This is a genomic window from Aeromonas sp. ZOR0001, from assembly GCF_000801015.1.
In the GTDB taxonomy this organism is placed as follows: Bacteria; Pseudomonadota; Gammaproteobacteria; order Enterobacterales; family Aeromonadaceae; genus Aeromonas; species Aeromonas veronii.
Window position 1 is genome coordinate 1 of record NZ_JRJY01000049.1, and the last position, 26639, is coordinate 26639.

A 26639-nucleotide genomic window follows, 5' to 3' on the forward strand; every position below is an offset into this window, starting at 1 on the left:
AGTTCTCCGGTGTAGTGAACCTCAATCTGGCGTTCTCGGAACTCCGGACTGAATCGCTCTAACAGGCGAATTTGTTCGTCATTGAGCTCAATGGTCTGCTCCCGGTGCATTTTCTCGAGGCGCAACAAGCGGTCGTGTTTGGAGAACAAGTCGTGCCGTTGCCACACGCCACGCACACCGCCAGCACTGACGTTGATGCCTTGCAGAGCCAGTTCTTGGGCGACCCGCAGCGGGCCATGAGTTGGTCTGGTGAGGGAGTAATCGAGTATGGCCTGTTCAATCTCGGGAGCGACCCGATTGGGATGAGCCCCTTTACAGCCGGGCAATTTGTCGAGCAATCCCTCGGCACCATAGGTCTGGAAATTACGGCGAATTTCGTAGAACTGCTGACGACTGTAGCCGATGAGCTTGCAGGCTTTGCTGACGTTATTGAGCTCTTTGGCAAGCTCTAGCAGGCTGAGTTTGCGACGTGCTACTTTCTCGTTGGTGGTCATACGGTGACTCCAGATAACACGGTAGGGGTACCGTTTTGTTATCCGGTTTGAAGCCGTATGACCACTCCCTTTTGTGGGCGACTGTCAGGTGAATACCATCTCCATACACCCATATTTATATCAATACATAATTTAAGAGTTATCCCTTTCTTTTAAATAGCCTCAACAAGCCTTTCACAGTAATATCTAGGTGACTACCTTCATCATACAGAGCAGGAACAACATAATCAGCTCTCTCTTCAGAAATGAGTTTTTCAACTTTGTCTTGAGTTGATTTCAAAGGCCATTTTTTGTTATCAAAGACTGCTATAGATCTACCACCTTGATATCTGACCATCTTCATGGATGGAATGTCTGTATCACCATCACCAAGATATATCATCCTCTGGAAGGGGATATCTCTATCTTGAAGTTCAATAAATTTGTTTACCTCTCCATTATCCCAAGAATTATGTATCCCTTTGTTTATTCTAAATAGAAACTGGGTCTTTGTTGTATAGTTTATTGCTTGAGCTGGCCATGTTGCGTAATACTTATCATCTGAGTAGTGATACTTGCAAGCGTAAATGTCACGAAATTTATTTCCAATGCAAGTACCTCTGATCATTGAATCAAGACCGCTTGATATAATGTAATGCTCTAATTCTAGGTCAATACTTTCTGCAATTCTGTCAAACCATGACTCGACGCCACTGAATAGGGGGATAGATTGTCCATGCATCATTAGTTTTTCTGTACTAAGGACATCAGATTTAAGCATGCGAGCCCTTTCTGCCAGCATGCCAAGATAGGTTAAAATTTCATCGCCGTCATCGTCCTTTGCTCTACGCTTAACACTAGCCCAAAATTCAGGAATATCTGTTATCTCTAATTCGGGCATAACCCCATGCTGGGCGCAATCACCTTCAGCCAAGGTTCCATCAAAATCATAGATCAGTGCACATTTCATGAATAATCCTCGAAGAGTTAAATAGGCCAGTTCTGCTCAATCCATAATATTTCCTGACACACTTTTTCCTCCATTCTGTCTCTGTTAGAGGTAAGTCTGAACTCTTGGCCTGAATGTAAATCAAGAACGATATATTCCGCACCAACCTCTTGAATTGCTTCATGCATTAAATAGCAGATGTAGTCCGCTCGCTCCTTTGTCATTCTCTGTGTCTCGGTGAAATGGAGCTTGACATGAGTTCTAACCCCATTTATTAATGCGCTTAGCTCGGGGTTACAATGAATAGTTGTACTATTAAAAACGAAGGACTCGCGCAATGATGCATAAACATCAATTTTCTTACCTGACTGCCATTGAATAAAATTTTGAGCGAGGCGTTCAAATTTTATTTTTTTACTAGAGTCCTTTTGCCTTCGTGATATATCAATCAGGTATGAAACGTGTCTCTTTTGGCTAAAAAGTGACTTTATAGCTGTTCTAAGTTGCAAGTAATAATCTTTATAGTGTGCGTAGTCACCTCTAAGAGCGATCTGTCTAAGTTTTGTGTTTTTAGGTGAGCCCGTTGCAACAGCGATATTAGTGAAATCTGAGATAGCTAACTCTGGCATACAACATCCTTATTTTAAATTTATGAATTTAGTGATCTGTTCAGGAGCAAGTGATTTTTAATTCGATGCTTAGTTCTCAATAGGGAGCAAGCTGCGGCATTGTGGATAGCCGGGACAGCCCCAGAAGCTATTGCCCTTGGTGTCCCCCCGCTTGCTGATACGCAATACCATAGGGGTACCGCATTTGGGACAAGCTGGTGCCGGAGCTGTATTGGCGGTCGAGGTATCATGCTCGTCACTGTTGCTTGCGACGCGCTCCAACGTGATGCGAACCTCTTCGCTAACCCGGATAATCCGTTGGGCTTCATCATAGGCATCACGGTAAAGGTCATGATCTTCCGAGCGTTGGATCAATACCCCCATCTCGTTGTTATTGACCTGACTGAACTCGTAGAGATTGAGGCTGGTGACAATGCACATCTCTTCATTGAGATAGCACTTGGCATGGAGGTTTTTGCAAAAGCTGGTGCGGATATAGGTGAGCTCTTTGAGCCAGCTGATCTCTTCCGGTTGCAGTTCGCTTTTGCCATAGACGATCCGCACATCGATCTTGAGGCGGTTCTTGTCGGTGAGCAGCTCCTTGATCCTGTCGTTGAGCTTGAGGAAGGGGCTGATCAGGATCAGACGTTCTTTGGCATCTTTGATAAGTTCTTCAAGAAAATAGTTGGTTGCGCTGGTATTCAAAAACTTGGCCATGGCAAAAATCTCTATCCCTTTGGTGTAACTGGTGGCGCAAATACTTGGCTGGAGCTCGGCAGGCCATCTCCATTCCGGGTGCCGTGATCACCCAGCCAGTGCGGTTGGCAATCGACATCGTGGCTCTATGTGGATGATGGGGGCCAAACTGAGCCATTCTACCCATTCCATCAGAAGGAATATGTGACAGATTGCACTAACTCTGTGACAAGGCTGGATTTTTCGGGGCGGGCTGTGGTTGATGGTAAATCGCAGGTGTAAAAAAGCCCCTTGTCGGGGCTTGGTGTCTGGCAAGGCCGGTGTCGGGGTTATCAATCGAACAGGATGCGGCCGCTGGTGCCGGCATCGCTGTCTTTCCAGCTGGCGCCGCTTTTGCGCAGGGTGTAAGTGATGGTCTCCTGCTTGAATTTCAGGTAGTCGCTGCCGCTGTGGCTCGGTTTGACCTGATTGCCATCGATATAGGTCTCCCCTGTGGTATCGACGTGAATTTCGGCCACGGTGCGGCCATCGTCAGTGACCGCCTTATAGTTGCCAGCCCACGGGCTCTCGTCGCCATACTGCACGGCACCTTCCTGAGCGTGCGCTTGGGCATGGGTCTTGTGGCCGTGATGGGTTTTGGCCACGGCGCAGCCGGAGATACCGATCGCCAGCAGGCAACCGAGGGTGACATTGAGCAGAGTCTGTTTGGATTTCATCTTCATTTACCTGTATCAAATAATTGCAATGGATAAGGGGTGGAGCCCCCACGGTAGGTGTGGGCCCCGTTGAGCCGTGGCTCGAAATCAGTCCTGATTGATGCCAGAAATGTGGCCGCGGGCGTCGGTGAGGCAGTGCCAGAGCCGGTCATGGGGCCCCTTGATATCAATCATCATCCCCGCCTGGGAGTCGGCCACATAGTCGAGGGTCAGTTTGCTGCGGCTGACGCCCGCTTTTCTGGCGATGGCGTTCATGCAGGCGTTCTCGGCAACCTTGGTTTGCGCAGTGCTGCCGTTGTAGGCACTGCTGCTGGCGTTCTCATCATCGCCGTCGTCATCGTTCTCATCGTCATTGAGCTGGCAGGCGCCGCTGTCGCCATTTTTGACAAAATAGGTGATGCCCCAGTCGCCATTTTTCACCATGGAGAGGGTGGTGCGCCCCTTGCTCGCCTCGTAGAAATTTGAATTTACTTTTTTAAGCGGAACCGCGAATTCAACTTCGAAGTGCAATTCCCGATTAAAAATCAGGCTGCTTTCAGAAGTTCGTCAAAAACCACCTGTGGCTGTTTAAATCCCAAGCATTTGCGCGGCCTGAAGTTCAGCCGCTTTTCGACGGCTGACAGTGCCTCTGCTGTCACCACACTCAAATCACTGCCTTTGGGCACATATTGCCGCAGCAGACCATTGCTATTCTCATTCTGTCCCCGTTCCCATGCACTGTATGGATGCGCAAAGTACACCTGCGCTTCCAGCTCTGCTGCAACACGTTCATGTTCGACAAACTCGCTACCATTGTCAGCTGTGATGGTATGGACATGTGCCTGGTAGGGTTTCAGCATGCTGATAATGGTGTCCGCCACCGCGCTGGCTGTTTTGCTGGGAACGTATTGAACCAGGTAGAGCCGGCTCTTACGCTCCAACAGACTCACTATTGCACCGCTGCCTTGCTTACCCAACACGGTATCGACTTCCCAATCTCCCACACGGCTCCGCTCATTGACTATCGCAGGGCGTTCATCAATCGATACCGGATTGGGAATGACACTGCGTTTGCTGTTCTTACCCTTGCGATAGCGTTTGTGACCCTGACGCAGATGCCGGTATAGCGTGCCACCGTTGGCCTTGTCGCGTGCCACATAGCGGTATATCCACTCGTGGCTAACCGGGCAGTTAATCATGTCTCCAACGCCACTGATTTGCTCGGGACTCCAGTCCGCGACCAGCGCCATGCAAACAAAGTCGATGGTATCAGACGGGACAGTACGCTTCTGACTCGTCAGCCGTCGTGCCGTGGCAAGTTGGTGAGCCTGCTGCGGCTGATAGGCCTGCCCAGCACAATTACGACGAAGCTCACGACTGATAGTCGATGGATGAACCCCGAGCTGTTTGGCAATGCGGGCCTGTGACAGGCCATGGTCACGGAGGCAGGCAATCTGGTATCGTAGCCCCTCGGTCAACTGCTGGTATTTCATGGTGTATCGCTTTGTTTCTTTGGCGAGAAGAAGCGTACCCTAACTGGTAGTTGACCGCCTCTCTCCTATGCACCATGGGCATTGCACTTATTATCTGAATTCACGACTTGCTGGTTATTGATATAAGCCGTGCCATCTTCGACGCGAAGATTAATATGTCCAGGACAGCTGGCGGATAAATCAGGCACCCCTGCATATGCGGTTCCGGTTATGACCAATACAGAGAGAGCAAGCAGCGTTTTTTTCATCAGATAACCTCAAATCAACAAGGAACAGCAAGTGTGATGTCGTCAAAATAACGGTTGTTATGCCTGAACGTTATTTCTGTGCTCATTGCACACCTGTTATCGGTAGCCCGCAGTCAGTCGTTTCAGTGCACCTCGTCCTGCCGGGATGACGCCAAATTTAGCAGTCGGGTGATGTAAGTAAAATAAAACAGGATTAATTGAGTTCATAAAATATGAAAAATTATAAATCATTTAAAACAATGAGTTAGGCGCATCTCAGGTCACTGAGTAAAAGATGGGGGACCTCCGGGTTGGTTCCTTATGGGTATCGGTAAAGTTGGCCATTGGGCTGCAATATCTGGAGTCGAGTATTTTCTCTGTTGCAAGCGGGTACAGGCTGGCGACATTAAGGGCCAATCAGCCATTACGCGCCGTAAATAAACAGAAAAAAGCACCAATTTTTGGTGTGCGAGGGGGAAAACTAGCCTACCAGCAGGTAGATATTTTTACCTGATATGACTGGGTGGTGAGGCATATGAAAAGGACAGAATAAATAAACCCTCCATCAATAGAGACATGATTATCTGGAGTGTTAATGTACTTTTCCTGAGGATTGCCCACTCGTGGCAGGAAAATATAACGACTTAGAAACTCATGGCCAACCCGATGGAATAACCGCTGGTGTTGTGGCTGAACATATAGCGGGCAACCAGCCGGGTACGGGTGACTATGATGTCGTACTTGCTGCTGTCCAGCTCCAGACCGGCGCCGATAGAGTTGAGGGAGTCAAATCCAAGCAACCCCCGCTGCTCCCCCAGATATGCGGTATGAGCCCCCTCCAGTACATAGCGTACCGGTCTGTCGAGCAGTGTCCAGTGGAATAGCGGGGCCCGGCGGCGCAGATAGAGACCGAGGTTCTCCGCTTCGGCGTGACCACGGACGCTGGTCGAGGTACCGCCAAAGCTCTGCAGGTGCTGGTAGGAGTAGCGCACTTCGACATCGATATCCTGCGCCTTTGAAAAGAGCTCGTAGTCGAGCATCAGCGAGCCTCCCAGTCCGTACATATTGAGCTGCCCACCATCGAGAAAATCCAGCGAGTAGCCCTTGGTGCGCTCCAGCAGCCAGTTGCCGATCCGCAGATCGCTGGCCATGGTACCGAGCGAGACGTTGGCGATAGGGCGCAGCACCCAGTGGCCACCGCGCGGGTCTTCATGGAGGGCGATATCCCAGCCGATCCCGCCCGAAGCTGTCAGGCTGTTCCACTTGGTCGGGAGGGTGCGGCTCTCGGTGCCGTTGCTCACCACAAACTGGGGATCGTAGCGGCTAAAGCCGATCGCCCCTTCCAGATAGATGGGCACGGCTTCGCTCATGGTTGCGCCGCCACCGATCTGGGTCATGTTGAGGGCGGCAGATTGATTGGTGCCGCTGCCGATATCGAGGTTGCTGGCGGTGATGTCGGGCACCACGGTGAAGGTCATCAGCGAAAGCACCGCATTGGCGCGTTCCTGTGCCCACTCCTGATCCTGTGTTGCAGCTTTGACGGCGCCGCCGGATAGCGCCAGCAGCATTGGCAACAACATCTGCAATAAAGAGAAGCAAGAGCTGTGCATGAGTGTGGTTCCCGATAAGCGGCGTCTGATTGCCCTGGCTTTACTGTAGCGAGCTTCCTGCCGGTTGGCACGGAGCTAAGAGGGGGGGAATAAGCGCCGCTTGCGGTCGGTTGCCGCTGAGGGGCAAGCCTTTGCCACACCAACGGCACGTCTTTGCAGTTTGTCGCTAAAGCTTGGCCTCTTGCCGCCGATATCTCTTGTGAGATCGTGTGGAGGGCAAGCAATTGAACGCTTGGGTGTTGGGGTTGGTCAGCATATCCGTGAGTATGCAGTTACAGGCTGGGGTCACCGAATTTGGTGCCGGTCTGGATCAATCCGTCTGGCGTTTGACCTCCGATACCCAGATTGAGTGTCGCCTCGAGCACCCGATCCCCAACTGGGGTACGGGGGCCTTTGTCAGTCGTGCCGGTCGCAAGATCAACCTCGACTTTGAGCTCAAGGGCAAGCGGCCGCAGGCCCAGACCCAGACGGTGAGTCTTGGCATCATGCCGCCGGTATGGCGCCCGGGAATAGCCGGGCGAGAAGTGAGTCAACTGCGTTTCTATCAGCAGTTCGATGGGCTGGTGGAGGGGCAAACCGCCTGGACCATGCTCGACGAGCTGGAGGGGGGGCGGATGCCGACCTTCCAGTATCGGGACTGGTATCGCCAGAACCGCGCGGTGCGAGTGTCTCTCTCGTCGGTCAACTTTCGGGTCAAATATCAGGCCTTTATCGACTGTCTGAGCGGGCTCTTGCCCTACAGCTTCAACGATATCGCCTTTAGCGTGCTCACCTATGACAAGAACAGCGATCAGCTCTCCATCCCCTCCAAGCGGCGGCTGGCGATGATCAGCGAGTTTATCAAGGCGGACAAGAGCATCGACGTGGTGGTGATCGATGCTTACAGCGATAGCTATGGCGGCCGCTGGCCGAACCTGAAACTCTCCGAGAAACGGGCCGATGCCATCAAGAAGGTGTTTGTCGATCTGGGGATCGATCCCGGCAAGATCTCGGTGGAGGGGCATGGCGAGAAGCAGCACGTTGCCTCCAACGAAACGGAGCAGGGTCGTGCCAAGAACCGGCGGGTGGTGATCAGCATGGGGCGCAATGGCGAGATCTAGCTTTGCGGCCCGGTCAGAGAAGCATAAAAAAGAGCGCATCTGCGCTCTTTTTTGATCCAGCCATTCGGCAGCGGGATTAGGGCAGCTTAGAAGCTGTCACCGAGGCCAGTACCGGCATCTTTCTTGGCGATCAGTTCAATCTTGTAACCGTCCGGATCTTCGACGAAGGCGATCACGGTGGTGCCACCCTTGACCGGGCCTGGCTCGCGGGTGATCTTGGCACCGGCGGCGCGCAGTGCGTCGCAGGTGGCGTAGATGTCGTCCGCTTCCAGCGCGATGTGGCCGTAGGCTGAGCCCAGTTCGTACTCGCTCACCCCCCAGTTGTAGGTCAGCTCGATCACCGCTTCATCTTTCTCGTCACCGTAGCCGACGAAGGCCAATGTGTACTTGTACTCGCTGTTCTCGCTCTTGCGCAGCAGCTTCATGCCGAGGACGCGGGTGTAGAAGTCGATGGAGCGTTGCAGATCGCCGACACGCAGCATGGTATGCAGAATTCTCATTGCTCAGTTCTCCGGGTTGGTGATGTGTACTGCTTTCAATCTCGGTTGCGAGGCGGTCAGTTCTCGGGATAGACCTTCTCTTTGTACTCGCAGAGGTCCTCGATGATACAGGAACCACTGCAGCGGATGTTTGCGAGCGAGACAGGTAGGACGGTTGTGGCGCCCAGTCATTCAGCTCTCTGGATAGACCTTCTCTTTGTATTCGCACAAGTCCTCGATGATACAGGAACCACAGCGGGGCTTGCGAGCCAGACAGGTGTAACGCCCGTGCAGGATCAGCCAGTGGTGAACATCCAGCTTGAACTCGGCGGGCACCACTTTGAGCAGCTTCTCCTCCACCTGATCCACGTTCTTGCCTACCGCAAAGCCTGTGCGGTTCGATACCCGGAAGATATGGGTATCGACGGCGATGGTGGGCCAGCCAAAGGCGGTGTTGAGCACCACGTTGGCGGTCTTGCGACCGACGCCCGGTAGGGCTTCCAGCGCTTCGCGGTTCTCAGGTACCTCGCCTCCGTGGCGCTCCAGCAAGATGGCGCAGGTCTTGATGACGTTCTCGGCCTTGGTGTTGAAGAGGCCAATGGTCTTGATGTACTCCTTGAGCCCGTCCACCCCGAGATCCAGCATCGCTTGCGGGGTGTTGGCCACCGGATAGAGCTTGTCGGTCGCCTTGTTGACGCTGACATCGGTCGCCTGTGCCGAGAGTAGCACGGCAATCAACAGCTCGAACGGCGAGTTGAAGTTGAGCTCTGTGGTGGGGTGGGGGTTGTTTTCCCGCAGCCGCTCCAGGATCGCTCTGCGTTTCTGGTTGTTCATGCCTTGCGTCCGATCATAGCTCGGTCGCCCGGACGCGGGCCGGGGCAACGTTGCAGTGGGCTACGGTAGCGGCCTGTTTGCGATCACGCCAGTCGTTGATGGCGTTCTTGGCAGCGATCAGCAGCCCCAGCCCGATAAAGCCGCCCGGCGGCAAAATCGCCAGCAGCAGGCTGGCATCGGCGTGGAACAGCTCGATGCGCAGGGATTTGGCCCACTCGCCCAGCAGTAGCTCGGCGCCATCAAACAGGGTGCCCATGCCGATGATCTCGCGCATGCCGCCCAGTACCAGCAGCACCAGGGTAAAGCCAAGGCCCATCATCAGGCCATCGAGGGCCGCCAGCAGCGGCGGGTTCTTGGAGGCATAGGCCTCGGCGCGGCCGATGATGACGCAGTTGGTGACGATCAGGGCGATAAAGATGCCGAGCGCCTGATAGAGGCCATAGGTGTAGGCGTTCATCAGCAGCTGCACGCTGGTCACCAGCGAGGCGATGATCATCACATAGACCGGAATGCGAATATCCTTCGGCACCCAGTTGCGCACCAGCGAGACGGCGAGGTTGGAGCAGACCAGCACCGCCATGGTGGCAAGGCCTAGCCCCAGCGCATTGGTAAAGGTGGAGGAGACGGCGAGGGTCGGGCAGAGCCCCAGCACCTGCACCAGCGAGGGGTTGTTCTTCCACAGCCCCTGACTCATCAGCTCCTTGAGCTCGCCCTTGCGGCTTTCCAGCTCGGCAATCGGGGCTGCGCCCGTTTCAATCTGTTCCATCTGGTTCATGATGGCTCGACTCCGTTAGTTCGCCGCCGGACAAGCCGGGGCGTTGCTGAGCAGCTCGGGTTGCTCCTGCTGCAGTTTAAGCAGGTTCTTCACCGCCTTGACCACGGCTCGCGGGGTGATGGTGGCGCCGGTAAAGGCATCGAACTCGCCGCCATCCTTCTTCACCGCCCACTGGGGCTCGTTGTCATGGGTCAGGAATTTTCCGGCAAAGCTGTTGATCCAGTCCGATTTTTTCAGCTCGATCTTGTCACCCAGGCCCGGGGTCTCGTTGTGAGCGAGCACACGTACGGCGGTGATGGTGCCCTTGGCATCAAAGCCCGCCACGATGCGGATTGCCCCGCTGTAGCCATCCGGCGCGATCGCCTCCAGCGCATAGCCGGTTACCACGCCATTCTTGCTGGCGGTATAGAGGGCCTGCGGCTGATCACTGCCCAGATACTTCCTGCTGGTCACCTGCTTGCAGCTGGCCACCAGATCGTTGTCATAGCTCCCCTCCGGCAGCAATACCGAGAGGGTCTGCTGCTTCTCCAGCTGCTGCTGGTGGGCGATTTTATCCTTGGTCAACTCGTTGGTCAGTACCACCAGCGCGGTACAGCCCAGCGCGAACATCGCCAGAATAAGGCCGTTCTTGCGCATGCTCTTTAACATGTCCGGGCTCCGTCAGCTGTGATGGGGGAAAAGGGCAGAAACATCATTGGCGACGAGCTCCATACACTTTCGGGCGAGTCAGCGTGTCGATAAAAATGGGCAACGCAGAGGTTGGCCAGCAGCACTCGATACGTTTCGGCGTTATCGTCTTGGTCATTGGCGACGGGCTCCGTATACCTTCGGACGAGTCAGGCTGTCGATAAACGGCACACAAAGGTTGGCCAGCAGCACGGCGAAGGCGAAGGCATCCGGATAGCCGCCAAAGCGACGAATGATGTAGACCAGCACCCCGATCAGCACGCCATAGACCAAGCGGCCGCGTGGCGTGGTGCAGGCGCTGACCGGATCGGTGGCGATAAAGAAGGCCCCCAGCATGGTGGCGCCGCTAAAGAGATGGAACATCGGCGTAGCGGTGGCATCCGGGCTCATCAGGTAGCCGAGGGTCGCCGCCGCCAGCAGGGCACCGAGAATCGCGGTGGGAATGCGCCAGTTGATCACCTTCTGTTGCAGCAGGAACAGGCCGCCCAGCAGATAGCCGAGGTTGACCCAGCTCCAGCCGATGCCGCCCCAGCCCTCAAACAGCGGGCCGCTCAGGATCTCGCCGGTGGTGAGCCCCTGAGTCAGGCCGGTTTTCAGGGTATCGAGGGGAGTCGCCATGGTGAGACCATCCACCCCCTGCTTGAGCTGGGCCATGCTGTAGCCGTCGAGGCTAAAGCCGGTGAAGATCACCGACGCCGCATCACCAAAGCCGAGGCTGTAGGCGCGCACGCTCTCCGGCGGCAGCCAGCTGGTCATCTGCACCGGGAAGGAGACCAGCAGCAGCACATAGGCGACCATGGCCGGGTTGAACAGGTTCTGGCCCAGTCCGCCGTAAAGGTGCTTGGCGACTATGATGGCAAAGGCCGTGCCCACCACCAGCATCCACCATGGCAGCAGCGGCGGCAGGGAGAGACCGATCAGCACGGCGGTGAGCGCCGCACTGCCATCCATCAGGGCAGGCTTGATGGCGCGGCCACGGAGCTTGAGCACCAGCGCCTCGCACAGCAGCGCAGTGACCAGCGCCAGCAGGATCTGGATAAAGGAGCCCCAGCCGAAGAACCAGGTCTGGGCCAGCAAGCCCGGCACGCAGGCCAGGATCACCAGCAGCATCAGGGTTCGGGTCTGTTTGCGGTTATGGGCAAACGGCGCAGTCGCAATATTGAACATGAGTCTGTCGATTACCTTGTGGTTGTTCGGTCGGCTGACGGGGCATCTTCAGCGGCGGTCTCTGCGGCTCTGGCTGCCTCGGCCGCCAGCTTCTTCGCCTTGGCGCGGGCCACCGCGGCTGCAATGGCCGCTTTTTTCGGATCAACCGGGGCATCAGCCGCAGGGGCGCTCGCTTCAGGCGCGGCAGTGACGGCAAGTGGTTGCTCACTGCTGACAGCATCGCTTTGCATCGGCTCGGCCGGTGCGCGCTCACCCTCAGCTCCGGCACTCTCTACCTGAGTACCGGCATTTTCTACCTCTGCACTGGTACTTGCGCTCTGCTGGGCCAGCTTTTTGGCCTTGGCACGGGCGATGGCTGCGGCGATTGCGGCCTTCTTGGGATCGACCTCTTCGCTTGCAGCAGTATCGCTTTGGCTGGTGGTTACTTCGCTCTTGGCTACTGTATCGTCGCGGGTCTGTGCGCTGGCCGCTGGCTCACTCTGCGCACCTTCAGCACCGGCGCCCTGCTGCGCCAGCTTTTTGGCCTTGGCACGGGCAATGGCTGCGGCGATAGCGGCTTTCTTGGGATCGACCGCTTCGCTGACAGCAGATGGCGCATCGCTTTGGGTTGCAGCGGATTCGCTGGTGCCAGCATTTGCAGTCAGGTCGCCCTCTGCGCTGTCACCCTGCTGGGCCGCCTTCTTGGCCTTGGCACGAGCGATGGCAGCAGCGATAGCCGCTTTCTTGGGATCAACTGCTTCGCTGGCAGCAGATGGCGCATCGCCTTGCGAGCCTGCGTCTGCTACCGCGCTGTTGGCTGCGCTCACCGGCTCGCCACTGGCCTCGGCCTTTTTGGCTTTGGCACGGGCGATGGCGGCAGCAATCGCCGCCTTTTTCGGATCAACCGCAGCCTTTTGTTGATCAGCATCTACCGCAGGGGCAGCAACGGCTTCGGCAGTCACAGGCTCGGCGCTCTCGCCAGCCTGAGCGGCTTTCTTGGCCTTGGCGCGGGCCAGTGCGGCGGCGATGGCTGCTTTCTTGGGATCGCTGGCGGGGTCAACCGCCTCGGTGGATTGCGGCGCAGCGGCTGTTTCGCTGTTTGCGCTCTCGGCCAGCTTGGCGGCGCGGCGCGCCTCCGCTTCCCGTTTGCGGGCTTCGCGGGCGGCAATCACGGCGCTGTTGTCAGGCAAGCCCTCGGCGGTGGCTGCAATGGCGGTGATGGGGGCATCCTGCTTGGCCTTGATACGGGCGAGTGCCGCTGCCACCGGATCTTCCCCGCCTGCGGCAGTCATGGTTTGACGGCGCTGGGCGGCGGCTTCGGCATGGCGCGCTTCGCGGGCCGCTTTCTCCCGCTCGAAGCGGGCCTGCTTGGCCTCGAAACGCTGCTTGGCGCGTTCGGCTTTTTCGGCCTCTGCACGGGCTTCGCGAATATCGTCCTTGGCGATCTTGTAGTACTGCACCAGCGGGATCTCGCTCGGGCAGACCCAGGCGCAGGCGCCGCACTCGATGCAGTCCATCAGGTTGAGCTTCTCGGCCTTGTCATACTCCTTGGCCCGGCTGTACCAGTAGAGCTCTTGCGGCAGCAGGGTGGCCGGGCAGGCATCGGCGCAGGCGCTGCAACGGATGCACGGCTGCTCCGGGCCGGGGGCGGGCAGCTCGGCCTGCGTCGGCGCCAGCAGGCAGTTGGTGGCCTTGACCACAGGCACCATGGCGTGGGGCAGGGTAAAGCCCATCATGGGGCCACCCATGATCACCCGCTGCTCCGCTTCCGGTTGCAGTTCGAAACGCTGCAACAGCCAGCGCACCGGCGTACCGAGGCGCACCCAGGCGTTGCCGGGCTTTTTGAAGCTGTCGCCGGTAAGGGTGACGATCCGCTCGATCAGCGGTTCGCCATCGATGATGGCGCGCTTGATGGCAAACACGGTGGCGACGTTGAGCACCATGATGCCGATATCGACCGCGCGGCCCCCCTTGGGCACCTGACGGCCGGTGAGCAGCTCGATGGTCTGCTTGGCTCCGCCCGAGGGGTACTTGGTCGGCACCGTCTTGACCAGCACATCTTCATCGGTGGCGTGGCGGGTCAGTTGCTCGATTGCCTCGGGCTTGTTGTCTTCCACCCCGATCAGGGTGAGTTTCGGTTTGAGCAGGTGCTTGAGCACCCGGATGCCATCCATGATCTCATCGGCATACTGCTGCATCAACCTATCATCGGTGGTGATATAGGGCTCGCACTCCAGCCCATTGACGATCAGGATCTCGGTGAGCTGGCCGCGGCCATCGAGCTTGCTGTGAGTGGGGAACACGGCGCCGCCGAGGCCCGCTACCCCCGCCTGCTGGATGCGTTCGAGCAGCTCGCCCCGCTCCAGATTCCAGTAATCGGCTTTGCCATTGCGCTCGCCCCATTCATCTTCCCCATCCGGGGTGAGGATGACACAGAGATCGCCGAGTCCGGAGGGGTGGGCAACCGTGTGGTTGCCAATCTCGGTGATGGTGCCGGAGGTGGAGGCATGGACAGGGACGACCCGCCCCTTGGCATAACGGGTCAGCGGCTGCCCTTTTTTGACCTTGTCGCCCACCTGCACCAGCAGATCGCCGGCGGGGCCTGCGTGCTGGCGCAGCGGAATGATGAGGCGTGGCGGCAGACCGGCGTCTACCACCGGGCTCTGGCTTGATTGCAGCTTGTTGTCGGCGGGGTGAATGCCACCGTGAAAGTCCCAGAGCGTGCCGGCTTTGATACGTTCGAGTAAGGAATGCATGGTTGCTCCGCTGTTTATTCCACAATCTTGACCGGAATCTTGCCCGGAACATGCACGTTATTGAGATCCCACTTCCAGTTATCGACCGTGGTAGGCTCCGGGATCATCTCGATGCAGTCGGTCGGGCAGGGATCGACACAGAGATCGCAACCGGTGCACTCGTTGGCAATCACGGTATGCATCGCCTTGGTGGCGCCGACGATGGCATCCACCGGGCAGGCCTGAATGCACTTGGTGCAGCCGATGCACTGATCTTCGTGGATAAAGGCGACCTTCTTGACCGGCACAGCGGCCTCGTCACTGCCCCCCAGCGGCTGGGGCTCGACCCCCATCAGATCGGCAATCTTGCGCATGGTGGCCTCGCCACCGGGCACGCACTTGTTGATCTGATCACCGTTGGCGAGCGCCTCGGCGTAGGGTTTGCAGCCGGGATAGCCGCACTGGCCACACTGGGTCTGGGGCAGCAGGGCATCGAGCTGATCGACGATGGGGTCTGCTTCCACATGAAACTTGACGGCAGCAAAGCCCAGGATAATCCCGAACGCCAGCGCCAGCAGGGTGAGCACCAGAATGGCAAAGAGAATATGGATCATGGTTATATCTTGATAAGGCCGGTAAAGCCCATAAAGGCCAGCGACATCAGACCGGCGGTGATCATGGCAATCGACACCCCGCGAAACGGCGCGGGCACATCGGCGGCGACCAGACGCTCGCGCATGGCGGCAAACAGGATCAACACCAGCGAGAAGCCAGTGGCGGCGCCAAAGCCGTAGATCACGCTCTGGATAAAGTCGTGTCGCTCATTGATGCTGAGCAGCGCCACCCCGAGCACCGCGCAGTTGGTGGTGATGAGGGGCAGGAAGATCCCCAGCAGGCGATAGAGGGTCGGGCTGCTCTTGCGCACCACCATCTCGGTAAACTGCACCACCACGGCGATCACCAGAATAAAGGCGAGGGTGCGCAGATAGGCGATATCCAGCGGCAGCAGGATATAGTGCTCCACCAGATAGGAGCTGGCACTGGCGAGGGTCATCACGAAGGTGGTCGCCAGCCCCATGCCGATGGCGGTTTCCAGCTTGCCGGAGACCCCCATAAAGGGGCAGAGGCCGAGGAATTTCACCAGCACGAAGTTGTTAACCAGCACGGTGCCGATCAATAAAAGCAGGTACTCAGTCATCAATTACCGTCACTGAAAGTCGGGTTATCGGGGTTTGAAGGCGGGCGGTATTATCTGACGTTAGGGCCAGTTAAACAACCGCAAGGCCGCATGGTTATTATGCAACTGGATAATTTAGCCGGGGTTTTGGGCAAGATTGCGGATGGTTGTTTGGCGGCTTTGCCAGCACTTGGCTGGCAAAGCCGGGATAGCAGTCAGGTGTTCAGGCTGGATGCGTGCGCAATAATTCCCCGTAATAATCCGGCAGTGCCGAAAATCCGGTCAATTCGCCTTGCAGTTCTACCAGTCTTGTCAGTCTCATGGCTGATCTGAAACTTGCCGCATCCAGCTGTGTCAGAGGGTGGAGCAATGAAATAGAGGGCCCCAGCTCCAGCAACCAGTAAGGATTCACATTACCCTCGGCCAGCGGAGTACCGGTCTGCTCTTCGGTCAGTTGTTCCCTTCGCAGCTTCCGGCATGTCAGCACAGGCCAGGCACGGGTTACCTCACGCGTCAGGCCATCGGCCGCAAGGGTCGCTACGGCCAGATAGCTGATCTCGTTCATCAGCTGATCATCATAACGAGTGGCAATGGTTTCGGCAGGGGTGTGATACCAGCGGGCAGAACCATCACGAAATGCATCGAAGTAGCTCGCCGGGCGGCTGTTTTCCAGTGCGGTCGGAATGATCAGGGTGAGATCATGGTGGCGGACCTGCTGCATTCCCAGGGTGGCAATCCGGCTGGGCTCTTCCAGATAGAAGTGGCCCGAGTGGATGGCAGGATAGCGGAACTCTTCCCCCGATTTACCCAGCTTTTGCTCAAGGAAGGTTTGCAGCCAGCAAGAGCCGCTGTGATCCTCTGCTGGCAACAGGGCAAAGGCACCGATACCAATCCGGTCGATCTCCTCCTGATAGGGATTTTTCGTTCCGGGTTGCTGGCTCATAAAGCCCGGATAGAGCGCAAAAGCGCCAAAGGTGGGGCGGCTTGGTATCGGGTCATCCTGTTGCTGATAGAGCAGGGCATCGCGATAACGGTGCATCTGGTTGATGGCATCATCGGGCACCCTGTCTCTCGGGTCATCTTGAGTGCCGTTATCGACCCGGTACTTGGCATCAAACAGCCAGATAAAGGTGTCGCCACTGCCAGTGGTGGCCTCGATCAGAATGTCCGGCTTCTGGGGAACCAGCAGGGAGTGAACCGGTTTGTTGGTCTTGTGAAATCTCGGTTCATGGGCCAGCTTGAGCCTTACACCGTCTGCTGTACGAAGGTACTCCCAGCAGTACTTCATCCCCTCGGCCAGCCGGGTATCCCAGCCATCGCGGGTGAAGTTAAATGCAGGTGTTTTCACCTCGGTAAATCCCAGCGTCAGGATAATCCGGCGCACCTCTATCACGCACCAGAGCTCGTAGAGCTGATCCATGCTGCGCACGCCGGCCACGGCATCATTTCCCAACGCATCGAGATAGAGGCGCAGTTGCTGCCAGACCCGGTAAACCGTGCTATAGCCGCTCTTTTGCTGCAGTACCAGAGACTCGCGTTGTAACACCGCCGCCGGACCTATCTCCTGCATCAGGGGGTGAGCCAGCGCCTGATCCAGCGGTTTGCTCCACGCCTTCAGACGGTCAAAAAAGGCCCTGGACAGCAGGGTGCGATCGCCCTGTTGTGTCAGCTGTTGCAGCATCCTTCCGGTGCGCTCCAGCACAAACTTGATAAAGCGGTTTTCCGGGGTATCCGTGGTCAGTTGTTTACGTTCCACCCGGTATCTGCGTTCGATACCGTTATCCAGATCCTGGCGGATCTGTTCGGCCTGCTTCGGGCGTGGCGGGCGCTTCATTCTGGCGGCCAGCAGATATTCGGTCTTGCTTTGCAGCCTGCTGTGGGGCGCATTGATGATCTGGCGGATCCCCCGCTCAAGGTCCTTGTGCAGGGCTTCGAAATGGGCAAGCCAGAGCAGGGGGAACGGTTCGGCCTTGCGCTGGCTGCGCCCCCCTTGCTGACTGGTTGCGCTGTTCAGGGTAAAACGCCAGTAGGGGTACTGCTCATCCAGCACCCGATGGATCAGCGGCACATCCCGACGGATATCCAGCTTGACCGGATAGACCTCGAACCAGAGCGTCAGCTGAACGCGAGCAGCTTTTCCTGCAGCCGATTTCGGTTGATAGGAGAAGGGGAGTGCAAGTGTGCCTACTTCGTTGCCGGTATTGAATCCCCCCAGCAGCTCCTGCGATCCATGCCTGCTTTTGAAGCGAAACGACTCGCAGATCCGCTGCAGATGATGCTCCAGCCGCGGCGCATCACTCCCCTCGCTAACGCCGTGAAGAAACTCCCATTCGAATTCGTAAAAGCAGTTCTCAAACAACAGGGGGGTTGGCAGTACCAGAGCGGAGAGCGCCTGATCATCAGGCAGCTCCAGCGGGCAGCCATCAGCCTCAGCCAGAGTGATGGAAAGGGGCTGCGAGAAGCGCACAACTGGCGGTTCGTATCTGCCAGCACTCGCAGGCAGGCCCGCGTTGCCGATCACCTGTTGATGATGGACGCGGGTAGCTTGTAACTGCCGATAACGATCCCCGACCGTCTTCTCATTGGCATAGATCCGCAAAATCCAGTCACGGCTCTGCAGGGTAAACAGGCACTCCATCACAACCCCCTTACGGCCAGAAGCTGGTAAAGCACTGCCGTGCCAGCCGCTCTTTCATCCAGGCCAGTTTCTTCTTGCTGCGGCAGGGGACGTGCGGCGGTTCTGCGGGGGCGGAATCTTCATCGGCGGCAGCCACCTTGCAGTTAAACAGGTCAGGGCGTGTGTTATCCCAGTGACTACCAAATTGTTCTGCCAACACCTTTTCCAGGTCTGTCAGCAGGTCGCCATCAGCCGTCTGATGGCTGCGCAACTTGTCGCTATCCCCCTCAATGCGCGGCAATACCTTGCACATCATAAAGTCATCCCAGATGGCGACCAGTTCTGCGGTATTGGCGGGGTGATGGGCCAGCAGAGCCAGCATCAGCTCGTTCAGGGCGCGATATGCCAGTTCGAACGGGCTCTGTTGCAGCACCCCGTTGACTGCCTTCAGGAAGGTGACGCTCTCTTTACTGTATTGCTCCAGTGCGGAGACTTCAGTAATGGCGCGTCCGTCTGACCAGGTCGGATAACCCAGCCGTTTTGGCTGCAATGCCGGTGAAAAGTAGGCATCGAAATCGTTGGGGAAGAACTCGTTAAAGTCGAAGGTGAGGGCCCTGTCGATCACCTTGCGGGAAAAGCCGTGGGTGGTTTCGTCCATATTGACGGTACCGGCCACCATCAGGTTGAAGGGGATAGCGATACCGTGCTGGCAGAAGCTGGCCCAGATCTGCTGATGCAGTGAAACATCGAGGTCCAGTCCCAGTTTTTCCGCCAGTTCGATACGTGCTGAGTCATCCAATTGCTGACTAAGCGTATCTGCTTTGAGCAGGGGAGTGCACTGGTAGACATAGTCGTAGTCCACCCCTTCTTTGTCGTTAAATGCAGTCAGTTCGGGTGAGGTATACCAGTGGCGGGTCTCTAGTACCGAGAGATAGTCGGCGAAATATTGTTCAACCGGAGCCAGGTTCATCTCGTCGAGGCAGAGCCAGAAGAGGGGAATATGGTCCAGTTGTTTTTGGCTCAGACCAATCTTGCCATCGGTTCTGACTTCACCAATATGCTCGAAAATATGGATCCAGGCTTGGGTAATAAAATGCAGTACCGGGGTCGATACATACTCCTTTTTACCACTGATCCTGGAGATATAGCCCAGCAGATCAGAGGGTTCGTGCCAGTCTGGCCGTACAGGTACCAGGCAGTAATTCTTCTGGCCTGGATAGTCCTTGACCTGCTCACGAATAAAACGGGTTTTTCCTGTGCCGGAAATTCCAGAAAGTAGAATAAAAGGCTTATATAAACACTGAATGTCATACTTTAAATATTTGTGTTTGGGCGAAAATTCTATATATTCATCATCACTGACGTCGCATTTTTCACCTGTTTTATTTATAGCGACATCAAAGTATTTGATTGATTTTCGCTTGCCTTTGTATTTACCATGACCGGGTTTCATGTATCCAATATTAGAAGTATGGCATAGTAGCGTTTCTATAACAGTTCTTTCATTGCCACTTCCATGAAAATCGGTATCAAAATGAACAGTCTTTTTATCAAACAAAAGATCCGTTGCTTTTTTTATCTGTTCAAACGTTATCTTTAATTTCTTTTCGGCTCTATCAACATATATTGCTTTATCGTCATGGTTGAAATCAGTAATTTTAATTGATTTATTAGGGTGAGATATGTAAAAGAGCTCTTTATCCTTTAAAGAGAAAAGTTCTTTCAGTACACTATCATAATAATCACTCTTATTCATTTATATCCACCATGAAGTCCGCCACAGTTCTTGCTATACCATATGAAAATTTATATGGAACCCCATTACCAATGGTTTTGAACATCGCCGAAAGAGTCATTGTTGGAGGCAATTCAAACTCTTTCGGCAGTGACTGAATAGCCAGAGCCTCTGCTGCAGATATCCGTCTAGGCAACCATGGGTGTAAATGCACTTCGTTATTGCCATAGGCTGCAGTAGGTGAATATCTCCAACGATGTAGTCTTTTGTATGACTTTTTGGTGGTATCACCCTCATCTATCACCATGAATTTGGCTAGACCTGCTCTGGGGGTAAAATAATGCTGACTATTAGGATGCTCATCCACATTGTTCTCTTTAAACCACCAGCTTACGGTTAATTCCTCTGGTACCTCGGCTTTGCTGGGGTTAGAGTTGAATGGTGTTTGGGTTGGCCAGGGATAATTAAATGCCATCTTGTTAGGGTATGGCATATATCTTTCCCAAGAAAAGGTGCTCATTGCTTCATCTGCATGGTTTAAGGAACCAAACATGATGATGCGGTCTCTATCTTGGGGGGCACCAAACTCAATTGAGTTGATTAGCCTTTCTGTAATCGCGTAACCAGTATCTTGAAGCTGTTTTTTTATTGATTCATAAAACTCACGGTGTTTTTTTGTACGCCACAAGCCTTTGACATTTTCGAAAACAAACCAATCTGGCTTGTTTTTAATAATCAAGTCTACATATGACTTGGAGAGACGGCCATTCTCACCATCGTGACCTTTATTCTTTCCTGCAACCGAAAAGTCTGGGCATGGTGGACCGCCAATAAAGCCAACACTATCTGACTTGCTTCTTGCACTACTTACCATTGTCTTAAGCTCTGAGCTTAAAGGACCATCGAGAAAGTCATCTATGGAGTTCAAAAAGTGACCAAACTTGGGTTCCGGGATACCCATTTTCTTTCTGCTGTATTTGTATGCATTGAGAAAATCTTTGTTTAGTTCATTAACGAAAACGACATTAAATCCTGCTTTTTCAAAGCCGAGATCCAGAAAACCGGAGCCTGAAAAAAAAGAAAAAACAGAGTGGTTCATTGATTGATTCTCTTGGTAATGAGTTTTTGAGCTGGATAGTCAGTAGTTATGAAGCTCTTTGAATGCATCGAAACTGTGTGATTTATATCCAATGACAGTACTAAAATCTTGTTGATTAACTGTGCGTTTATACAGTAAATGTTGCTGATTCACAAGCGAGGCAACATTGTGACAGATATCGTGAAGCCCCAAAAGCGTAGCGAGATGATGGCCGGTCCCGTCCCGAGAAGCGGGTGCGCGCCATGTTGCATCATGCCGGATTTCGTTACCGTTTGCACAATGCAGCCTTGCCGGGCAAGCCGGATCTCTGGCTGGCGCGCTACCGTGCGGTGATCGAGGTGAATGGTTGTTTCTGGCATGGTCATGATTGTCATCTCTTCAAGCTGCCATCGAGCAGAACCGACTTCTGGCAAGCCAAGATCGCCAGCAATCGTGCGCGTGATGCCCGTCATCTGGCCGAGCTGGACCAACTGGGTATCCGCCGTCTGATCATCTGGGCGTGTGCCCTGAAAGGGCGTCTGCGCCATGATCCGGAACGACTGCTTCTGGTTATCAGCTGGTGGCTGACCAGCGGCATCAGTCATGGCGAGATTGCCGGTGGCCGTGAACTGCAGATCGCCATGGATCATTCCCGTCCATACAGCTGACCGGATAGCACTCTCGGCCCAGCTTCCACCGCGTGTGAAAAGTAATTATTTTTTGTTGCCAAATCAGTAAGCTGTTGTCGCCTGTTACTCGTTTGAAAATCGCCCCGGTTTTCGGTAATAAAGCCCGGCAGTGACAACCACAGGGAGGTGGTGATGGATCCGGTTTCCTATCTTTTTTCGGCTTATCTCAATCTGGTACAGCAGCAGGTTGCGGATATCTATGGCACCGAGGCCAAGACGCTGGTAGTGCAGTATGAGGGGGAGTCGGTCCCGTTCTCTTTTCAGCTGTGGCAGATCCTGCAGCCGAGCGTTTGTCGTCCCTACGAGCAGGGTGTACGGCGTTTTAGCCAGTGCACGGTCAAGGCGTCCGCCCTGTTTCACAAGCTGTGTGATGACTTGACCCGGCAGGATGACAGCAGTTGGCAACTGCCCAAATTTCGCACCATGTACTGCTCGGCGGCCATCAGCTATCGGCCCCTTATCGCCGAAATCAGGAGTGCCGAGATAGGGGATGCCAAACAGAGTCCGGCCAAGCTGGCAGAGCGGGCTTGCAATCAGGCGATTCTGGCGGCAATGGACAGTGACGATGAAGCCCTGCTGGCCCAGCGTGACAAAGCGTGCGCAGCGGTGCAGTAACGCGAATTTATTTGACCAGATCATTTGCGCTCGCTTTGCGCGCTACGGCACAAATGGGTTTCCCCTTGCCGGGTATGATGGGGTTACCCGCCGTGGCGACGACAGTCGGATGCTTGCGGGCATATGCCGGTCACATCAGCCAGATCACCACCAGGAGGTAACCATGATCAGCCATATCGACCATCTGGTATTGACGGTCAGTGATATCGAACGGGCCGTGGCGTTTTACAGTTCGGTGCTCAATATGGAGGCCATTACCTTCGGTGCGGGGCGCCGGGCGGTGGGGTTTGGCAACCAGAAGATCAATCTGCAGCTGCTGGGGCAGGAGCCGCGCAATCGGGCGCAGGTGGGGTCGGGGGATGTCTGCCTTATCACCCGCTGGCCGCTGGAGCAGGTGATGGCCCAGCTGGCCTGCCACGGGGTGGAGATTGTCGAGGGGCCGGTGACCAAAAGCGGTGCCTGTGGGCCGATAGAATCTGTCTATTTCCTCGATCCAGACCAGAACCTGATAGAAGTGAGCATCTATCCCTGAGCCCACCAAGCCATCACTCCCATCGCCATCATCAACAGAAAGGGGCCGTCAATTGACGGCCCCTTTCTTGTATCGCCATCGACCCAGCGCCAGTGGTTCTTTGCCGATACTCCAGAAACGCCCTAGAAAGGCGCGCTGCTCTCGTCGCTCTCCTGTAAAAACTGCTCCACTTCTGCCTGATAGGCCGCATCAGGTTGACTGCTGCTGGCAGGGGGTACGGCAGCAGACGGGGCCACGGGAGGGGCGGTGAGGGTCTCCATCACCCGCTGCTGCAGATAGGGGTAGAAGGGGTTGGAGGAGGTGCGGGTGAGGGCGCCGGGGTTGACGATCAGCACGCCGCGCTCGCCACGCAGGGCGAGACCACCGAGATTGATGCCGTATTGCTCCCGCTGCTGCGGGCGCGCCGCCATGCCATAGAGGGGGTCGTCCATCGGGAAGGGGAGCGCCACATGGGAGAGGGAGTAGATCTCCTTGGGATAATCGATACCCAGCGGGCGGAGCTGCTCAGGCTGATCTGCGCTGGCCAGCGTTCTGGCCTGCGTCGCGGGGGAGGCGGGGTCCACATTGCCCACCACGGTGAGGCGATAGTGCTCGGGGGCGTTTGGCAGCAAGCGGTGCAGCGCCAGCTCGGAGGCGGAGCTCATCAGCGGGCCAAACAGGGTGCTGCGGTTGATATCAAACAGCACCAGTTCGCTGCCGTTGGCCGGCAGGTAGTGGTAGAGATCAGCAATGATGGAGCGGGTGCTGACGGTGTAGTCCATCACCGACTGAAAGGTGAGGGCGGGGGGAAACGCCGCCAGCTTGCCACTGGCGGCCAGTTGGCGCACCTGCTGCTGGATGGCGTGGGTCAGGCGGTAGGACTGGCGCGCCCCGTTGACCGGAAATGAGTTGTACTTGAACGGGTTGAACTCCGGCATGGTGTCGAGCCAGGCGGCGTTGGCAAAGGCGGGCAGCAGGGCAGGCACGGCCTTGAGCCCGGCGAAGCGGGCAAAGCGGGTCACCCCGATCATCGGGGAGATCAGCACCAGCCGATCCGGTTTTGCCAGTGTGCCGCTCGGGTCGGCCAGCGCATCGAGCGCATATTTCACCGCCAGCGCGCCGCCGTTGGAAAAGCCCACCAGATGGAGCGGCCGCTTGCCCGGTGCCAGCAATCTGGCCTCCCGCACCGCCAGTCGGGTGGCGGCCAGCCAGGTCTCCCAATCCACATCCACGAGGCCAGCGGGCACGGTGCCGTGGCCGGGGATCCGCAGCCCCAGAGCGATAAAACCCTGCTGCTGATAGCGTCTGGCCAGATGGCGCAGGCTGTAGGGGGAGTCGGTCAGGCCGTGCAGCAGCACCGCCAGCCCTTTGACTTCCCCCTCGGGGCGCAGCAGGTAGGAGCGGTTCCAGTTCTGCTGAAAGCGGGCGGGATTGATGGGGGCGTCCTGATAGTAGCGATTGCTGGCCAGTTGCTGCTCGGGTGGTGTCTTGGCGACTACCTCGGTGGCCACCAGCTCGAACAGCTCTGCTTCGCGGGTCAGATAGGCTTGCCAGTCGCTGCGATCGAGCTCATCGGCACTGAGTTCGGGGGGCACCACTGTGTGCCACCGCTGCAGCGGCGCTGCCTGCCAGGCGAAGTAGGCGATCACCGCCCAAGCGGTCAGCAACAGCAGCAACAGGGTCAGCAGAGCACGGCGAACAAGGCGGCGAGTGTGAGCCAGCATGGTGCAATCCTTGGCGATAGGGGGTGGGGCCGCCTTTGGGCGGGCGAGTTTGGCGCAGCATCCAAGGCGCTGCCAACCGGCTTAAAGCCTAATGGAAACAAGGTGATATTTATAGTTGATGGCGTTCGTCCGCGCTGGCTGTGGGCGCCGGATCCCGCCGTTGGCATCAGGCTGGCCGTTCGAAGGCTGCATCGCGGGCCATCTGGCGCTGTGAACTTGTCCGCAGATGCCCGCTTGGGTGCTGCGAACTTGCAACTATCTGCTCCTGAAAGGGGGCAATTATGCTACTGTAGCGGCGTTTTTTGATGGATAAGCTGGCATTGGCCTTTTTTGAAGATGGAATGGTATGCAGAACTTTGACGTAGTGAATTGGCTGATGCAGCAGACTGCCTCCCCGGCGCAGCCGGAACAGGCGATGGCACAACCGGGCGCGGCCCAGACCCTGTGGCAGGTGACCCATGCTGGCTAACGAATCCATGCGCCTGAACAAATACATCAGCGAGAGCGGTATCTGCTCGCGCCGCGAGGCCGACCGCTTTATCGAGCAGGGCCACGTCTTTATCAACGGCAAGCGGGCCGGGATTGGCGATCAGGTGCAGGTTGGCGATCTGGTCAAGGTGAACGGTCAGGTGATCGAGCCGCGCGAGGCGGACAGTCTGGTGCTGATCGCCCTCAACAAGCCGGTGGGCATCGTCAGTACCACAGAGGCGGGCGAGAAGGACAACATCGTCGATTTCGTCAACCACAGCACCCGGGTCTTCCCCATCGGGCGGCTCGACAAGGATTCGCAGGGGCTGATCTTCCTCACCAACCACGGCGATCTGGTCAACAAGATCCTGCGGGCGGGTAACGATCACGAGAAAGAGTATCTGGTGACCGTCGACAAGCCGGTGACCGACGAGTTTGTGCGCGGCATGGCGGCCGGGGTGCCGATCCTCGGTACTGTGACCAAGAAGTGCAAGGTGAAGAAAGAGGCGCCGTTCGTCTTTCGCATCACGCTAGTGCAGGGGCTTAACCGCCAGATCCGCCGCATGTGCGAGTACTTCGGTTTTGAAGTGACCAAGCTGGAGCGCATTCGCATCATGAACGTCAGCCTCAAGGGGCTGCCGGTAGGCGAGTGGCGCGATCTCACCGACGACGAGCTGATCGATCTGTTCAAGCTGATTGAGGACTCCTCCTCCGAGGTGAAACCGGCCAAAGGCGACAAGCCCAAGGCGGCCAAGGCCCCTGCGGTGCCAAGCGCCAAACCGGGGCAGGGCAAGAAGCCGCGCCGCGATGACGATCACGAGATTGGCGGGCGTCCCAATGTGCCGGGCCCGGAAGCCTTCGAGAAGAAGCTGCCGGTGGGCAAGGGTGGCGCGGGCAAAGGTGCCGCCAACAAGGGCGGTGTTGGCAAAGGGGCACCCAAGGGTGGCAAACCGGCCGCAGGCAAGCCGCGCACCGCTAACACCGGACGGCAGAAGAAGGGGCGCTGAGTTCGCCCCTGAGTGGCGTCAGCCTCGTCTTGTGATCCTCAACACTGCTATCCCCAACACACCGGCCTCAGGCCGGTGTGTTGCTTTGGGCCGCAGAGCTGGCCGGGAGGGGCGTCGAAAGGGTTAGCTCGCTGGCGGTCGGTAACCCCATGACGCGGGGGTAGTGGCGCGGGTCGAGGCGCACTACCAGCAGGCTCATCAGCAGCAATCCTCCCAGTTGCCACTGCCAGGCGGCTGCGAAGTCGCCGAACAGGTGATAGAGCCGTGCCGCCACCCAGGGGCCGGTGGCGGCCAGCATAAAGCCGAAGCCCTGCATCAGGGCGCTCAGGGTGCCGGCGCGGCGCGGGTCTGGCAGGTGATCGAGCGCAATCACCATGATCAGCGAAAAACTGCCGCCAAGATCGGCGCCGCACAGCATGCACCAGAGAATGGGTGCACTGGCTGGCGCCAGCCAGAGGCCGCCAAATCCCGCCAGCTGCATGGCAATTGCCAGCGCCATCCACGGCCGCCG

Annotated in this window: 25 protein-coding genes and 4 pseudogenes; 6 read left to right on the forward strand and 23 right to left on the reverse strand. The window is 56.5% G+C overall.

Annotated elements, in window-relative coordinates; all coding sequences use genetic code 11:
- The 9 genes and pseudogenes from L972_RS06555 to L972_RS06595 form a co-directional block, all read right to left on the reverse strand.
- Nucleotides 1-494: pseudogene (locus L972_RS06555) on the reverse strand (IS481-like element ISAs19 family transposase); the annotation flags it as partial.
- 139 nt (nucleotides 495-633) lie between these two features.
- Nucleotides 634-1443, reverse strand: a complete 810-nt coding sequence (locus tag L972_RS06560) for an HAD family hydrolase (RefSeq protein ID WP_047436825.1) — start codon at nucleotides 1441-1443, stop codon at nucleotides 634-636.
- Nucleotides 1444-1460: 17 nt separating this feature from the next.
- Nucleotides 1461-2051: a hypothetical protein gene (locus tag L972_RS06565; protein ID WP_047436828.1), complete on the reverse strand. Its 591-nt coding sequence runs from the start codon at nucleotides 2049-2051 to the stop codon at nucleotides 1461-1463.
- Between the two features lie 69 nt (nucleotides 2052-2120).
- Nucleotides 2121-2747: a phospholipase D family protein gene (locus L972_RS06570; RefSeq protein ID WP_047436830.1), complete on the reverse strand. Its 627-nt coding sequence runs from the start codon at nucleotides 2745-2747 to the stop codon at nucleotides 2121-2123.
- Between the two features lie 311 nt (nucleotides 2748-3058).
- A complete protein-coding gene (locus L972_RS06575) occupies nucleotides 3059-3442 on the reverse strand; it encodes a hypothetical protein (protein ID WP_047436832.1) in 384 nt (127 codons plus the stop codon).
- An 87-nt stretch (nucleotides 3443-3529) separates the two neighbouring features.
- A complete protein-coding gene (locus tag L972_RS06580; protein ID WP_231560903.1) occupies nucleotides 3530-3952 on the reverse strand; it encodes a hypothetical protein in 423 nt (140 codons plus the stop codon).
- 14 nt (nucleotides 3953-3966) lie between these two features.
- A complete protein-coding gene (locus tag L972_RS06585; protein WP_012564931.1) occupies nucleotides 3967-4914 on the reverse strand; it encodes an IS30-like element ISAeca1 family transposase in 948 nt (315 codons plus the stop codon).
- Between the two features lie 65 nt (nucleotides 4915-4979).
- Complete coding sequence (locus tag L972_RS21335) at nucleotides 4980-5162, reverse strand: hypothetical protein (protein WP_153227350.1); 183 nt, start codon at nucleotides 5160-5162, stop codon at nucleotides 4980-4982.
- Nucleotides 5163-5785: 623 nt separating this feature from the next.
- Complete coding sequence (locus L972_RS06595; RefSeq protein ID WP_423243605.1) at nucleotides 5786-6709, reverse strand: autotransporter domain-containing protein; 924 nt, start codon at nucleotides 6707-6709, stop codon at nucleotides 5786-5788.
- Nucleotides 6710-6975: 266 nt separating this feature from the next.
- On the opposite strand from L972_RS06595, the gene L972_RS06600 reads away from it, so the two are divergent.
- A complete protein-coding gene (locus L972_RS06600) occupies nucleotides 6976-7851 on the forward strand; it encodes a flagellar protein MotY (protein WP_005337611.1) in 876 nt (291 codons plus the stop codon).
- An 86-nt stretch (nucleotides 7852-7937) separates the two neighbouring features.
- On the opposite strand, the gene gloA is transcribed toward L972_RS06600, so the two are convergent.
- The 12 genes and pseudogenes from gloA to L972_RS06655 form a co-directional block, all read right to left on the reverse strand.
- The gene (gene gloA, locus L972_RS06605; RefSeq protein WP_005347113.1) at nucleotides 7938-8351 is read right to left on the reverse strand and encodes a lactoylglutathione lyase; all 414 of its coding nucleotides are present in this window, start codon (nucleotides 8349-8351) and stop codon (nucleotides 7938-7940) included.
- Nucleotides 8352-8407: 56 nt separating this feature from the next.
- Nucleotides 8408-8510 (reverse strand): annotated as a pseudogene (locus L972_RS22220) (endonuclease III); the annotation flags it as partial.
- Nucleotides 8511-8522: 12 nt separating this feature from the next.
- Nucleotides 8523-9164, reverse strand: a complete 642-nt coding sequence (gene nth, locus L972_RS06610) for an endonuclease III (RefSeq protein WP_047436845.1) — start codon at nucleotides 9162-9164, stop codon at nucleotides 8523-8525.
- Between the two features lie 13 nt (nucleotides 9165-9177).
- Nucleotides 9178-9939, reverse strand: coding sequence for an electron transport complex subunit E (locus L972_RS06615; protein WP_005337608.1), 762 nt, complete (start codon nucleotides 9937-9939; stop codon nucleotides 9178-9180).
- A gap of 15 nt (nucleotides 9940-9954) precedes the next feature.
- Nucleotides 9955-10587 (reverse strand): electron transport complex subunit RsxG, encoded by a 633-nt coding sequence (gene rsxG / locus L972_RS06620; protein WP_005359614.1) that lies wholly within the window; start codon nucleotides 10585-10587, stop codon nucleotides 9955-9957.
- 153 nt (nucleotides 10588-10740) lie between these two features.
- Nucleotides 10741-11793: an electron transport complex subunit RsxD gene (rsxD, locus tag L972_RS06625; protein WP_047436848.1), complete on the reverse strand. Its 1053-nt coding sequence runs from the start codon at nucleotides 11791-11793 to the stop codon at nucleotides 10741-10743.
- Nucleotides 11794-11804: 11 nt separating this feature from the next.
- Entirely contained in the window at nucleotides 11805-14528 is a 2724-nt protein-coding gene (rsxC, locus tag L972_RS06630; protein ID WP_047436851.1) for an electron transport complex subunit RsxC, read from the reverse strand.
- A 14-nt stretch (nucleotides 14529-14542) separates the two neighbouring features.
- Nucleotides 14543-15121, reverse strand: coding sequence for an electron transport complex subunit RsxB (gene rsxB / locus L972_RS06635; protein WP_047436855.1), 579 nt, complete (start codon nucleotides 15119-15121; stop codon nucleotides 14543-14545).
- Between the two features lie 2 nt (nucleotides 15122-15123).
- Nucleotides 15124-15705: an electron transport complex subunit RsxA gene (rsxA, locus tag L972_RS06640; RefSeq protein WP_005337600.1), complete on the reverse strand. Its 582-nt coding sequence runs from the start codon at nucleotides 15703-15705 to the stop codon at nucleotides 15124-15126.
- A 202-nt stretch (nucleotides 15706-15907) separates the two neighbouring features.
- Nucleotides 15908-18322, reverse strand: coding sequence for a DUF2357 domain-containing protein (locus tag L972_RS06645; protein ID WP_052200031.1), 2415 nt, complete (start codon nucleotides 18320-18322; stop codon nucleotides 15908-15910).
- Between the two features lie 10 nt (nucleotides 18323-18332).
- Nucleotides 18333-20057: an McrB family protein gene (locus L972_RS06650; RefSeq protein ID WP_197058091.1), complete on the reverse strand. Its 1725-nt coding sequence runs from the start codon at nucleotides 20055-20057 to the stop codon at nucleotides 18333-18335.
- Entirely contained in the window at nucleotides 20050-21135 is a 1086-nt protein-coding gene (locus L972_RS06655; RefSeq protein WP_047436857.1) for a DNA cytosine methyltransferase, read from the reverse strand. The genes L972_RS06650 and L972_RS06655 overlap by 8 nt, the downstream gene beginning before the upstream one ends.
- A 227-nt stretch (nucleotides 21136-21362) precedes the next feature.
- On the opposite strand from L972_RS06655, the pseudogene L972_RS06660 reads away from it, so the two are divergent.
- From L972_RS06660 to L972_RS06670, 3 genes and pseudogenes are all read left to right on the forward strand, one after another.
- Nucleotides 21363-21782 (forward strand): annotated as a pseudogene (locus L972_RS06660) (very short patch repair endonuclease); the annotation flags it as partial.
- Between the two features lie 153 nt (nucleotides 21783-21935).
- On the forward strand, nucleotides 21936-22418 hold the full coding sequence (locus tag L972_RS06665; protein WP_047436859.1) for a hypothetical protein: 483 nt from the start codon (nucleotides 21936-21938) through the stop codon (nucleotides 22416-22418).
- Nucleotides 22419-22581: 163 nt separating this feature from the next.
- Nucleotides 22582-22950 (forward strand): VOC family protein, encoded by a 369-nt coding sequence (locus L972_RS06670; protein WP_005347086.1) that lies wholly within the window; start codon nucleotides 22582-22584, stop codon nucleotides 22948-22950.
- 122 nt (nucleotides 22951-23072) lie between these two features.
- Here the strand turns inward: L972_RS06670 and L972_RS06675 are convergent, their stop codons facing one another.
- Nucleotides 23073-24653: an alpha/beta hydrolase gene (locus tag L972_RS06675; RefSeq protein WP_047436862.1), complete on the reverse strand. Its 1581-nt coding sequence runs from the start codon at nucleotides 24651-24653 to the stop codon at nucleotides 23073-23075.
- Between the two features lie 346 nt (nucleotides 24654-24999).
- On the opposite strand from L972_RS06675, the gene L972_RS22110 reads away from it, so the two are divergent.
- Nucleotides 25000-25122 carry a hypothetical protein gene (locus L972_RS22110; protein ID WP_005350832.1) on the forward strand — a complete coding sequence of 41 codons (123 nt, stop codon included), beginning with the start codon at nucleotides 25000-25002 and terminating at the stop codon, nucleotides 25120-25122.
- Nucleotides 25112-26128, forward strand: a complete 1017-nt coding sequence (gene rluF, locus L972_RS06680; protein ID WP_047436864.1) for a 23S rRNA pseudouridine(2604) synthase RluF — start codon at nucleotides 25112-25114, stop codon at nucleotides 26126-26128. The genes L972_RS22110 and rluF overlap by 11 nt, the downstream gene beginning before the upstream one ends.
- 67 nt (nucleotides 26129-26195) lie before the next feature.
- On the opposite strand, the pseudogene L972_RS06685 reads toward rluF, so the two are convergent.
- Nucleotides 26196-26639: pseudogene (locus L972_RS06685) on the reverse strand (MFS transporter); the annotation flags it as partial.